The sequence below is a fragment of the Roseobacter sp. TSBP12 genome (genome assembly GCF_009129705.1).
GTDB lineage: Bacteria > Pseudomonadota > Alphaproteobacteria > Rhodobacterales > Rhodobacteraceae > Celeribacter > Celeribacter baekdonensis_A.
Map to the genome: position 1 here is coordinate 21,535 of NZ_PYIB01000026.1, position 13,080 is coordinate 34,614.

Annotated in this window: 7 protein-coding genes and 1 pseudogene; 6 read left to right on the plus strand and 2 right to left on the minus strand. The window is 56.9% G+C overall.

The annotated features are described in order from the left end of the window. Nucleotides 1-39 precede the first annotated feature (39 nt). The 6 genes and pseudogenes from dnaN (at nt 40) to C8029_RS07030 (ending at nt 7,573) form a co-directional block, all read left to right on the plus strand. Nucleotides 40-1,158 carry a DNA polymerase III subunit beta gene (gene dnaN, locus C8029_RS07005; protein WP_152002570.1) on the plus strand — a complete coding sequence of 373 codons (1,119 nt, stop codon included), beginning with the start codon at nt 40-42 and terminating at the stop codon, nt 1,156-1,158. A 34-nt stretch (nt 1,159-1,192) separates the two neighbouring features. Continuing rightward, nucleotides 1,193-2,300: pseudogene (gene recF / locus C8029_RS07010) on the plus strand (DNA replication/repair protein RecF). Then, nucleotides 2,297-2,917, plus strand: coding sequence for a LysE family translocator (locus C8029_RS07015; RefSeq protein ID WP_152002571.1), 621 nt, complete (start codon nt 2,297-2,299; stop codon nt 2,915-2,917). Before recF ends, C8029_RS07015 begins: the two are co-directional and overlap by 4 nt. Before the next feature lie 89 nt (nt 2,918-3,006). After that, on the plus strand, nt 3,007-5,445 hold the full coding sequence (gene gyrB / locus C8029_RS07020) for a DNA topoisomerase (ATP-hydrolyzing) subunit B (protein WP_152002572.1): 2,439 nt from the start codon (nt 3,007-3,009) through the stop codon (nt 5,443-5,445). 69 nt (nt 5,446-5,514) lie between these two features. Beyond that, nucleotides 5,515-6,426 carry a glycosyltransferase gene (locus C8029_RS07025; RefSeq protein ID WP_193217607.1) on the plus strand — a complete coding sequence of 304 codons (912 nt, stop codon included), beginning with the start codon at nt 5,515-5,517 and terminating at the stop codon, nt 6,424-6,426. Then, nucleotides 6,419-7,573 carry a glycosyltransferase gene (locus tag C8029_RS07030; RefSeq protein ID WP_152002574.1) on the plus strand — a complete coding sequence of 385 codons (1,155 nt, stop codon included), beginning with the start codon at nt 6,419-6,421 and terminating at the stop codon, nt 7,571-7,573. The genes C8029_RS07025 and C8029_RS07030 overlap by 8 nt, the downstream gene beginning before the upstream one ends. Here the strand turns inward: C8029_RS07030 and C8029_RS07035 are convergent. Together C8029_RS07035 and C8029_RS07040 are read right to left on the minus strand one after the other, a co-directional pair. Further along, on the minus strand, nt 7,566-10,199 hold the full coding sequence (locus tag C8029_RS07035; protein ID WP_152002575.1) for a S8 family serine peptidase: 2,634 nt from the start codon (nt 10,197-10,199) through the stop codon (nt 7,566-7,568). The genes C8029_RS07030 and C8029_RS07035 overlap by 8 nt on opposite strands. 92 nt (nt 10,200-10,291) lie before the next feature. After that, complete coding sequence (locus C8029_RS07040; RefSeq protein ID WP_152002576.1) at nt 10,292-12,994, minus strand: calcium-binding protein; 2,703 nt, start codon at nt 12,992-12,994, stop codon at nt 10,292-10,294. Between the last annotated feature and the right edge of the window lie 86 nt (nt 12,995-13,080).

Here is a 13,080-nt window from a genome sequence, read left to right on the forward strand (position 1 = left end):
AGGCTCAACTCCCCGGCTTATGAATTCTACGAGGGTGGCATGAAAATCAGCATCGAACGCGGCACACTTTTGAAAGCCGTCGGCCAAGCGCAATCCGTCGTTGAGCGTCGGAACACCATTCCGATCCTCGCCAACGTATTGATTGAGGCTGAGGGCGACATGGTGTCCTTCCGTGCCACCGATCTTGACATCGAGGTGGTGGACAAATGCACCGCCATGGTTGAACGCGCCGGGGCCACGACGGTCTCCGCCGTCATGCTCCACGAGATCGTGCGCAAATTGCCCGATGGTGCAATGGTTCAGCTCACCGATGATGGCACAAATGGCCGTTTGACGGTTGAAGCGGGTCGGTCGAATTTCTCTTTGGCCACCTTGCCCAAAGAAGATTTCCCGATGATGGCCTCTTCGGAATATGACAGCAATTTCGCGATCCCGGCCCCGGTGTTGCGCCGCCTGTTTGATAAATCGAAATTCGCCATCTCGACCGAAGAAACCCGCTATTACCTGAACGGCGTGTTCATGCATATTGCGGATAGTGAAAATGGCAAATCGCTGCGCTGTGTGGCGACGGACGGTCACCGTTTGGCGCGCATCGACGCGGTGCTCCCTGATGGGGCCGCCGAGATGCCCGGCGTGATTGTGCCGCGCAAAACCGTCGGCGAATTGCGCAAGCTGTTGGATGACGACGATATGACCATCGCGGTCTCCGTGTCCGAGGCGAAAGTACGTTTTGCCACCCCGGAAATCACCCTGACCTCCAAGGTGATCGACGGCACCTTCCCGGATTACACCCGTGTGATCCCGGTTGGAAACACTCGCAAACTCGAAGTCGATGCAGCGGATTTTGCCAAGGCGGTCGACCGTGTGGCCACCGTGTCCTCTGAGCGCTCGCGCGCGGTCAAATTGACCCTCGAAGAAGACAAGCTGATCCTTTCTGTGAACGCCCCAGATTCGGGTGCCGCCGAGGAAGAATTGGCCGTGGCCTACAATGATGAGCGTCTGGAAATTGGATTTAATGCCAAATACTTGCTCGAAATCGCCTCGCAAGTGGACCGCGAGAATGCCGTGTTTTTGTTCAACTCCTCGGGCGACCCGACCCTGATGCGCGAAGGCAATGATACCTCCGCCGTCTATGTCGTCATGCCGATGCGGGTTTGAGCCGTTCAACCACCTGAAAGACAAGTGAGCAGCAATGGGCCGTCTCTACATCGAAGAGCTGAGCCTGTCGCATTTTCGCTCCCACCGGGCCGCACGTCTTGAATTGGACGGGCGGCCTGTTGCGATTTACGGTGCCAATGGCGCAGGCAAAACCAACATTCTTGAGGCGGTGTCTTTGCTTTCGCCGGGACGGGGCCTGCGCCGCGCCGCGCCTGATGAGATCGGGCACAAATCGGTCGGGGTGGGTTGGAAAATCCGCGCCGATCTTGTCTCTCTGCATCAAATGCATGAGCTGGAAACATGGGCCGAACCGGGCTCTGCGCGCACCGTGCGGGTCGACGGCAAATCAGCACCACAGGTGGCGTTGGGCCGGATCGCCCGTGTGGTCTGGCTGATCCCAGCGATGGACCGGCTTTGGATCGAAGCGCCTGAGGGGCGGCGGCGGTTTTTGGACCGGATGGTGATGTCGTTTGAACCACGCCATGCAGAGGCGGTTTTGGCCTATGAAAAGGCGATGCGGGATCGCAATCGTCTGCTCAAAGACATGGTGCGCGATGCCCATTGGTATGACGCGCTTGAGGCGCAAATGGCCGATCAGGCGCGGTGATCATGACCAATCGCCTGAACGCGCTTGAACGTTTGGCGCGGGCGCAAGACGGGGCCGAAACCGCCTTTCCTGCAGCGCATTTGACGCTGAAGGCCTCCGATGATCTGCCTTTGCCGGTGGAACGGGATGATTTGCTCGCCGCTTATGCCGACGCTCGCCCCCGTGACATGCACGTCGGGCGCACGCTGATCGGGCCGCACCGCGCCGATTTGGCGGCGGTCTATACGGCCAAAGATGTGGCCGCCGATCAATGTTCGACCGGGGAGCAAAAGGCGCTGTTGATCTCACTGATCCTCGCCAATGGCCGTGCCTTGGCCGAGGACTTTGGCGCCGCGCCGATCTTTCTGCTCGACGAGGTCGCCGCCCATCTTGACGCCAACCGCCGCGCCGCGCTCTATCATGAAATCTGCGCGCTGGGCGCTCAGGCATTTATGACCGGAACCGGTCCCGAACTTTTCGCAGACTCGACGGGCGTGCCGCCCGCTATGAGGTCTCTGAGGAGGGCGGATCGTCCCTTTTGAAAGAAATCCTATGACCATCGCATTTGGCGATCTTGGCCTCTATGCCTTTGCCCTTTTGGTGTTGTTTTTGACCCCCGGCCCGGTGTGGTTGGCGATGTTGGCGCGCGCGCTGTCGGGCGGGTTTAACGCGGCATGGCCCTTGGCGTTGGGCGTGGTGATTGGCGATGTGTTGTGGTCGCTTTTGGCGATCCTTGGTGTGTCCTGGATCGTATCTGAATTTAGCGACTTTTTGACCGTGCTCAGATGGGTCGCGGTGGCGATGTTCCTGTTCATGGGGGCGATGTTGATCCGCCATGCCGACAAAAAAATCGCCGCCGACAGCCGCCTCACGCGCCCCGGCATGTGGGCCGGATTTGTCGCGGGGCTGATTTGCATTATCGGCAACCCCAAAGCGATCTTGTTCTACATGGGCTTTCTGCCGGGCTTTTTTGACCTGTCCACTTTGACAATGCCCGACATCGTGGCGATCTGTGCGGTCTCGGCACTGATCCCGCTGGTTGGCAACCTGATTTTGGGGGCTTCTGTCGGTGCTGTGCGCAGGATTATGACCTCTCCGCGCGCGCTTAGGCGGATGAATATCGGCGCTGGAAGCCTGTTGATTTTCGTCGCATTGGTGATCCCTTTCGTCTGATCCGCAAACCGTCCTTTTCTCGTGTCATTTGCGTGACATCCCGCCTGCGGTCGCGTATAAAAAGCGCAAGAAATAACAAGGTACTCCGCATGTCCGATACGCCACACGATCCCTCCGAATATGGTGCAGATTCCATCAAGGTTCTCAGGGGCTTAGAAGCCGTTCGCAAACGTCCCGGTATGTATATCGGCGACACAGACGATGGCTCCGGTCTGCATCACATGGTCTATGAGGTGGTGGACAACGGGATTGACGAGGCTCTGGCCGGTCATGCCGATTATGTGACCGTCATCATCCACAAAGACAGCTCGGTTTCGGTGCGTGACAACGGTCGTGGCATTCCCACCGACATGCACCACGAAGAGGGCGTCTCGGCCGCCGAGGTCATCATGACCCAACTGCACGCGGGCGGCAAATTCGACAGCAACTCCTACAAGGTCTCCGGCGGTCTGCACGGCGTGGGCGTGTCGGTTGTAAACGCATTGTCCGACTGGCTTGAACTCAAAGTCTGGCGCAATGGTAAAATCCACCAAGCGCGGTTTGAGCGTGGCGATACCGTTGAGCACCTCAAGGTGATCGGCGATGCGGGCGATGAAACCGGCACCGAAGTGCGGTTCATGGCCTCGGCCAAAACGCTCGATCCCGAGGTTGGCACATTCTCCAACCTCGATTACTCCTTTGAGACGCTGGAAAAACGTCTGCGCGAATTGGCGTTTTTGAACTCCGGTGTGCGGATCATTCTCGAAGATCACCGTCCCGCCGATCCGCTCAAAACCGAGCTGTTCTATGAGGGCGGCGTCAAAGAGTTCGTCAAATATCTTGACCGTCACAAAACCGGGATGATGCCGGAACCGATTTTCGTCACCGGCGAACGGGATGACATTGGCGTTGAGGTCGCGATGTGGTGGAACGACAGCTACCATGAAAACGTGCTACCCTTTACCAACAACATCCCGCAACGCGACGGCGGCACCCATTTGGCGGGCTTTCGCGGCGCACTGACCCGGACGTTGACCAAATACGCCGCTGATTCCGGCATCGCCAAACGCGAAAAGATCACTTTTACCGGCGATGACGCGCGCGAAGGCTTAACCTGTGTTTTGTCGGTGAAAGTGCCGGATCCGAAATTCTCGTCGCAGACCAAAGACAAGTTGGTGTCTTCCGAAGTCCGTCCTGCGGTTGAAAACCTTGTAAGCGAAAAACTCACCGAGTGGCTGGATGAAAACCCGCGCGAGGCCAAGGTCATCGTCAGCAAGATCGTCGAGGCCGCACAGGCCCGCGAGGCGGCGCGTAAGGCGCGTGATCTCACCCGGCGCAAATCGGCGCTTGATGTGAACTTTTTGGCCGGCAAACTCAAGGATTGCTCGGAAAAGGACCCGTCCCAGACCGAAGTCTTCCTCGTCGAGGGGGATTCCGCTGGGGGGTCCGCCCAAACGGGCCGGGACCGTCGGACACAGGCGATCCTGCCGCTCAAAGGTAAAATCCTCAACGTCGAGCGTGCGCGGTTTGACCGGATGCTGGGCAGCCAAGAGATTGGTAACCTTGTTATGGCGCTGGGGACGGGCATCGGGCGCGATGAGTTCAAACTCGAAAAACTGCGTTACCACAAAATCGTCATCATGACCGATGCGGACGTTGATGGCGCCCACATTCGGACGCTGTTGTTGACCTTCTTCTTCCGCCAAATGCCGCAGCTGATCGAGGCCGGGCACCTGTTTATCGCCCAGCCACCGCTCTACAAGGTCGCGCGCGGCAAGTCCGAGGTGTACCTCAAAGACCAAGCGGCGATGGAAGAATATCTGATCCAGCAAGGTGTCGATGGGGCGGTGTTGCGGCTCAAGTCCGGCGAAGAGATTGCCGGGGCGGATTTGGCCCGCGTGGTCGAAGGCGCGCGTACGTTCAAGCGGATTTTGGAAGCCTTCCCAACGCATTACCCACGCCACATCATCGAACAAGCCGCCCTTGCCGGGGCGTTTGAGCCGGGGCGTGTAGACGCCGATCTGTCGGGCACCGCCGATATGGTGGCACGGCGTTTGGATATGATCGCGCGTGAGTTTGAACGCGGCTGGACCGGTCGCCCGACTCAGGATGTCGGCATCCGTTTGACCCGCGTTTTGCGTGGTGTCGAAGAGGTGCGCACCCTGGATGGCGCGATCCTGCGCGGGGGCGAAGCCCGCCGGATCAACCAAGAGGTCGCGGCGACCAACGGCGTGTTCAAAGACCCCTCGCGCCTCGCGCGCAAGGATCGCGAAACGTTGATTCACGGTCCGATCGAGTTGTTGAACGCCATCCTTGAAGAAGGCGAAAAGGGCCTGTCGCTTCAGCGCTACAAAGGTCTGGGTGAGATGAACCCGGATCAGCTTTGGGAAACCACGCTTGATCCTGAGGCTCGCACCTTGTTGCAGGTCAAAATCGAAGACCTCGCCGAAGCCGATGACATCTTTACCAAGCTGATGGGCGATGTTGTCGAGCCGCGTCGCGAGTTCATTCAAGACAATGCGCTCAACGTCGAAAACCTCGACGCGTAACCTTTGGGCCCCGCAAGCGATTGCGTGGCCCAAACATTCTACGCGGCATGCGAGAGGAGGGAGGCTGGGGTGAAAGTCGGGATCGTTCTTGGACTGCATGACAGCCCCCTTTGGATCACGGATCAAATCCGCTCGATTCAGGATCAAAGCCACACAGATTGGGTGATGGTGATCCGCGACGATGGCCCGCAAACCGCAACGAGTGCGTTGGCGCAATCGTCAACTCAGCGCGATCCGCGCATCTCCTATCGCTGTGCCGAGCCTGCGGGGTTTGTGGCTAATTTTCTAATGGGCCTGCGCGAGCTCCCGGCTGACTGCGAGGCCGGGGCGTTTTCAGATCAAGATGACATCTGGAACCGTGACAAATTGGCCCGCGCCGTTGATGCGCTGCGTGACTTTGGCGACCAGCCCGCGCTGTATTGCGCGCGGCGGCATGTTTTGACGGAAAGGGGCATTGTGGGCGACACATTGCTCTATACGCGCCCGCCGTCTTTCGCCAATGCCCTGATCGAAAACATCGCGCCGGGGAATACCATCGTTTTGAACCGAGCCGCCCTTGATCTCGCCCGCCGCACAGCGCCGCTTGCATCGGGCGTTTTTGCGCATGATTGGTGGCTGTATCAATTGATCAGCGGGGTTGGCGGCATCGTGATTTATGATCCCGAACCCGTTGTGCAGTATCGCCAGCACAGCCAAAACATTCTTGGTGCGGGGGAACATGGTCTGACGTGGCTGACCAACAAACTGGCCGTAACCAAAGGGCTTTATCGGGCGCGTATTGATTGCCATGTGGTGGCATTGCGCGCGGTTTATGATCGGCTGACGCCAGAAAACCAAACCCTCTTGGATCGCTTTTGTGCGGCGCGCCGGGCGAAAGGGCCGCTTTCGCGCCTGCGTGCGATGCGGCGTCTGCCCGTGCGGCGCCAAGGTACGCTGTCGCATCTGACATTCCTCACGGCTGTGGTCTGTGACTATGCGTGATCGTCCGAAAATCCTGTTCGTCGGTGGCTCTGGTGTGCCCTCCGGTGTTCCAACCTTTATCAAGGCGGTAACCGAAGCCGCAGGCGATGACATCGAGAGTGTTATTGTGTCCGAACCGGATCAGGGGGGCTATGGTCGGTTGGCGACGGGGGTGCGTCACATCGCTGTGGATGGTTTGGCGACCACCCTCAATCCTTTTCATCAACGTCGTGCCCGCAGTCGTCTTGAACAGGTTATTTTGAGCGAAAAGCCATCCTTGGTCTGGGCTCATGCGCGCATGGCCGTTCATCTGTGCCGTGATCTTTTTTCGGAAACCACGCCAAGTTTTTCACGCCTCGCCGTCAGTTTGCATGGGCTGCCCTTTGGCCCCGGTCACCGACCGCCCCTGAAAGCCATGTCAAAATTCATCGAGATGCGCCACCTGCGCCATACGCGCCCGCATCATATTCACCTGCTGACCCAAGAAGACGTACAGTTCTACTGCGCCGCTTTGCCGCCATCCATGGTTGGGCGCCATGATTTTCAGACCCTTGGCACAGTGTCGCATATGGGGTCGCATACGGGGTTGGTTCACACAGCGCCCAGCCAGGCACTCACCGGGCCGCTGCGCATCGTGATGACCACGCGCGCGAGCTATCAAAAAAATCTGATCGAAGCCGCGCATATTCTTGCGCGTGTCACAATCCCTTGGCGGCTTGATCTTTGGGGCGCAGGCACACAATCCGAAGCTCTGATCAAAAAATTTCGTGCCGTTCTGGGCCCACTGATAGATCGAGTTCGCTTTCATGGCCCGACCCACGATGTCGCGTCCGCTTTGAGTGATGCGGATCTGTATCTTTTGACATCGCGCTATGAGGGCATGTCGATCGGCGTACATGAGGCGTTTGAATGCGGTCTTGCTCTGGCCCTGAGCGACATTCCCGCAAACCAAGTGTTTCTCAAGGCACATCCCTTTGCCGCAGCTTTGCCTTTGGGTCAGCCGTCAGAGGCGGCTCTCAGACTGGATCAGCTTTATACCCGCCTCATTCGAGCGCCGGACTACCGTGTGACATCGCACACCACTTGGCGGTCCAGCTTTAGCCCGGAGTTGTGGACCCAACAGGCCCGCCAAATGGTGCGTGATATTCTAAATCGCCCGCTTAGGTGATGATCAGGATGTCGTTGGCGATGCTGCCAATATCTGTGACGCCCAACAGAGAGATCGTATTGCCGCCACCGAAGTCAAAGACGATATTGCCATCCACCACATCAGCATAATTGCTCACAAGAGCGTTGATGTCGGTGCCTGCAATGGTGCCGTCGATGAAAAGGCGGTCCACGCCGATTTCGTAATCCGCAATGCGGTCAGCGCCGTCGTTTTCATAAAACACGAACTTATCCGCGCCATTGCCGCCGAGCATGTAGTCGTTCCCAGCGCCACCAACAACGGTATCATTGCCGTTCCCGGCGCTCAGAGTGTCATTGCCCTGATCGCCATACATACGATCATTGCCGCTGTTGCCAATCAACCGGTCAGCACCCGTGTTGCCAAAGAGGACGCCGCTGCCGCTGCCATCAAGCAAGGTGTCATTGCCGGAGCCACCAAACATTTGGTTGTTGCCATAAATGTCATAGAGCACGTCGTCACCAGCGTCTCCCAACATCCGGTCACCACCAGCCTCGCCATTGAGGCGATCATTGCCAATGCCGCCGTTGAGCACGTCAAAATTGTCACCCCCGGTCAGGGTGTCATTGCCACCGCCGCCGATCAAAATATCGTCGCCGTTTCGGCCCATCATAAAGTCATTGCCAGCCCCGCCAGAGAGGATGTTGTTGCCATGGGTGCCACGCAGGTCATCGTTGTATCCGGAGCCGGTGAGGTTTTCGATGGAAGAATAGGTATCCCCCGCGGAATCGCCGGTGCCGGAACCGCCATTGATGAGGTCAGCGATCACGATCCCGGACGCGTTGGAATATGAGGCTGAATCGGTGCCAGCCCCGCCCCGCAAAGTGTCGGCCCCGTCGCCACCAACCAAAACGTCGTTTCCGCGCATCCCCTGAAGAATATTTGCGCCGCTGTTGCCGTACAAAACATCATCGCCATCGCCAGTCACGATGTTCTCGACCGAGCCGTTGAGTGTCACCCAAGTGGCATTGTCGACTTGCACAGAGGAGGTGAGATTGGCCAGAACATCGCCGGTGATTGCCGCCATGTTGATCCAGTCTGTGCCCCCGTCCGTGTCGGCCAAGGTGCCGCGGGTGCTTTCCAGCGCCAGCATCGTTAAAAAGTCGTCTGTGTAGGTGTAGACAGAATTTGCCGTGGCCTCAGCGCCCTGGAATTCAATCGTGATATAGTCGATGTAGTAATAATCACTGTCACCGGAGAAATTGTCTGCCACCACGACGGACCATGTTCCAACCGACGACATGCCCATGACGGCAGCCACGCCAAAGGTCCAAGTGCCCAAATCTGCCGACCCGCCCTCTTGGTCCAAAAGGGGAATATAGGTGCCATCCGGTCCCACCAGATAGATGGTGAGATCCTCCATGTAATAGTGATCCGTGCTGATCGTCACATTGACATGTTCCAGCGCGATATCGGTGTTGCAGGTCACCGTGGATATGGCACCAGTTGAGTTACTAATCCGCTGGTTGGTGTTGTTGGTCAGGGTGACAGAGTCGATATTGGCCGTTGTCTTGGCTGTGTCGTAGAGGTCGAGCCAAACTTCGGCCATACGCACGGCGGCGTAAGCGTCCACCATCCCGTAGCCATAATTCAGGTGAAAGCTGTTGCCGCCGCCGTTCCAATTGGTCGCGTCATTGATGCCCCACTGCGCAACCTCATACCCGGTCGCGCTTGAGCCAATATTGCTGCCAGTCAAGGAGGCGGACATGGCAAGGATCATGCGGACATCGCGCCAGCCGAGGTTTTCATTGGCATCCAACATCAGCGCGGTCACGCCGCTTACCACAGGAGTTGCCGCGGAGGTTCCGCCAAAATTGGTGGCCCATGCTGTGTCGGAATAGCCGCCCGTGCCGACGATGTCCGTGGTCTCGGATGCAGCGGGTGCCGTCACCAAAACGTTCGCGCCAAAGTTTGAATAAGATGCGGCATCGCCATTTTTATCCGTTGCCGCGACCAAAATGATCTCAAACGCGGAATTGAGTTCGTCACCCTGTGCGTTGCCGTAGACACCGTAGTCCTGATAATAAGAGTTGTTTGCCTCGTTCCCGGCAGCTTTGACGATGATCGAGCCAAGCCCGTCACGCCCGTTTGTCGTCGCATAGACCACCCCGTCTTGATAGATGGAGGCGTTGCCGCTTGAGGTGCTGGAAATGGAATTATAAACTGAATCATACATGGGGGTAGACCCCCATGAGTTGTTGATGATGTCGAACTTCGCCATTTCGTTCATCAGGTTTTTGAACGCAGTGATCCCGGACATCCCATTGAGCAACAGGTCCTGGCCATCATTGAGAAAATCGACGCTTGTCAGTTCGCTCCCAAAGGCCACGCCAACACCGTAGGAACCGTTTTCTGCACCGGCAATAATCCCGCCAACGGCGGTGCCATGTGAGTCCGTGTTGGTGTTGTAGTCGCCATCGACACCAGCGACGTTTGACTCGAGTGTCGCGTCGTAATTGCCCACCAGATCGGGGTGATCGACGTCCATGCCATCGTCATACACGGCCACGTTGACGCCGGAGCCATTGAATTCGCTCCAAATCTTTTCGATGTCGCCAATAAGGTCAAAGTGCCATTGCAGGTTGTATTTCGGGTCTGTCGGTACCATCTGGTCCCCTACTCATAATAAGACAAGCTCACTTGGTTATTTCATAAAAAACGAACTGAATTAAGACATTATTTATGAATTTTAACGCGATTTTATGTGATGAGAATGGAGTCCGCCAAAGATGACAAATCGTTGATATTGTTCAAAACAATGATATCTCCCCCGCCAAAGTCGAAAATCGCATCGGTGCCGCTGAGCGTACAATAGGTCGCGATGGTATGGTTGGCATCGTAATTTCCATCGGTCAGAACGGCGTCGATGAAGAGACGGTCAATTCCGATCTCGAAGTCCGTAATCGTGTCCATTTCACTGCCGTCACGGAACACAAAAATATCCGCGCCGTTTCCCCCGGTGAGACTGTCGTTCCCTGAGCCGCCCGTCATCCGATCAATACCGTTGCCGCCAGACATGATGTCATCGCCCGCATCGCCGAGCATACGATCATTGCCCCCGCCTCCATTCATGCGGTCATGTCCTGCGTTCCCGGCCAAAACACTGTTCCCTGACCCATCCAGCAAAAAGTCATCGCCATTCCCGGCAATCAACCACCCCACACCTTCTAAATTCAGGAGCGTGTCATCCCCGTCCTCACCAACAAGACGATCATTGCCGCTGTCGCCGACCAATCGGTCCTTCCCGTTGCCGCCGTTTATAATGTCATTCCCGGCCCCACCATAGACAGTGTCATTGCCATGGCTCGCGATAACGATGTCATCCCCACCCCCTGCTTCGACATAGTCATGACCAAGCCGTGTATAGAGGTGATTGTCGCCATCATCGCCATAAACAATGTCGTTGCCATCCCCGCTGATCAGGTTCTCAATGCCAATATAGCTGTCCCCTTCAGCGCCCAATCCGACATTGTCGTCTGGATTCAAAAGGCTCAGCGTCAGGTCGGTGACGAACTCGCTGTAGCTGGCCGTATCAAAGCCACCGCCGCCATCCAGAATATCCGTGCCCAGTCCGCCGACCAAAATGTCATCACCATCCTGGCCCACAAGCCTGTCATTGCCATCGAAGCCTGAGAGTGTGTTGTTCTCGGTGTCCCCCTTGATCACGTCATCATACTGTGTCCCGATCACATTTTCGATCGACACCAGAGTGTCAGACGCCGCAGCTCCTGAGTTGAGCGCGCTGAATTGCAAATCAATATTGGCCGCGATTGCGGACAAGCTGTAGTCAACCGTGTCGATGCCATCGCCACCGTTGATGGTGTCTCCGCCGCTGGAGGCCACAAAAACATCCGCGCCCCCAAGGCCAAGCAAAATGTCGTTGGAGGAGGTGCCCGAAATGATGTCGTTGCCGTCTGTCCCCTCGATTGTCGCCGCGGCAGAATTGTCGATCCGTTCTCCGATGATGACGTGATCGGCGTTAAACAAAATCGTATCCACAAATGCGGCGAGTGGGACAGGCATCCCGTCATAGGTGGTCACGACAATACGCTCACCACCGAATGTCAGCACAAAGCCGGTCGTTGTCATTTCAATTTCGACACTGTTTGCCGAGCCTGACAAAGGGAAATGGGACAGATCAATGGTATCGGATGCGTAATTGAAATCGGTGACGTAATCCGTAACCCCATCGGGCCGAAACTGAAAAATATCGGCGCCGTTTCCCCCGGTCATCGTATCGCTTCCCGCGCCATCGACAAGAATATCTGCGCCGCCGTTTCCCGATAGGGTACTGCCGGTGTCTGTGGCGATGATGATGTCGTCATCTGCGGTGCCTGTGCTCGCCGACAAAACCGCGCCTTGATTGGAAACATCGACCGCGATCCGGGTCAGGCCGGTGTCGCCGGTGGATGTGGCGATCAATTCCAAGCCGTTGTTCGTGGTGACAAAAGTCAGTGAAGACACGTTCAAAAGGGCCGTGTCAAAGGTGTCAATGATGCTGCTCCAAAGGACCAGGGTCCCGTCTGGCAAAACCTTAAAGAGCGACAGACCGCCGTCATTGCCAGCAACAGCCAAATAGGCGGTGCCATTATAGTCTATGACATCAAGCGCGGACGCCCCGTCAAAGCGCGTGCCCAGTGTGTCGATGACCTGGTCAATGGCCGCCAATTGCCCCGTATCTGTCACTTCCAGGACGGTGATAGATCCGCTGTCAGCAGCGGTCATAAACACCAGCGTTTTCCCGCCATAGTCCAGGCTCTGAAGATCCGTGGGCGTTGTCACCGGCAGGCCTTCATTCGCACTGTAGCTGTCCACCTCTGTCAGCCCCCCGCCTGCGCCGATCTCAAGCAAAGTCAGACCATGTTCGGTGGCAGAGGCTGCCAAAACATAGGCCGTGCCATTGACCGTCATGGTGCAGAGCGCGCTGATGTCACTCAGATGGGTCGTGTCGTCATCGTAAAGGGTTTGTGCGTCGCCTGCGACAGCAGAGGCGTTGATTGAAAAGACAGAGAGGCCAGTGCCTTCGGAGAGCGCTGCGAGCACATGGGTCACGCCGTTGATCTCGATCGTGGCAATCTCCGCACGATTTGAGTGGCTGGTGGATTGGTTCAGCTGGACACAATGTGAACCGCCCTCACCGAGTTGAGCAAGTGCCAAAAGCTCCGCCTTTGGGATGATGAAATCGGTGCCTTCAATCGAAATCGAGGCAAAGCCTTCCGAATTTATGGACTCTGTTGAGAAACTAAGATCGGTTCCGCCAATGATCTGTGTCGAGGCTTTTGTGCCCGAGGCTGTGTCGTAAAATACGAACGTGCCATTGGCGTTCAACAGGCCCGTTGTCACCTGTGAAAGGAAAAATGCGTCGTCAGCCCAGAGCGTTTCTAAAATTGACAGGGACCCCATGCCCACCTCCGTCTACCACCAAGGGCAGAATGCGGGCGAAGTGCTTAAGGCGGCCTTTTTTAAATCGGGCGTAAAAACGGCAAGAG

Coding starts and splice junctions, on each gene's coding strand:
- C8029_RS07015 (WP_152002571.1), top strand. CDS start 2,297: ATGACCATCGCATTTGGCGATCTTGGCCTCTATGCCTTTGCCCTTTTG.
- C8029_RS07035 (WP_152002575.1), bottom strand. CDS start 10,199: ATGGTACCGACAGACCCGAAATACAACCTGCAATGGCACTTTGACCTT.
- C8029_RS07030 (WP_152002574.1), top strand. CDS start 6,419: ATGCGTGATCGTCCGAAAATCCTGTTCGTCGGTGGCTCTGGTGTGCCC.
- dnaN (WP_152002570.1), top strand. CDS start 40: ATGAAAATCAGCATCGAACGCGGCACACTTTTGAAAGCCGTCGGCCAA.
- C8029_RS07040 (WP_152002576.1), bottom strand. CDS start 12,994: ATGGGGTCCCTGTCAATTTTAGAAACGCTCTGGGCTGACGACGCATTT.
- gyrB (WP_152002572.1), top strand. CDS start 3,007: ATGTCCGATACGCCACACGATCCCTCCGAATATGGTGCAGATTCCATC.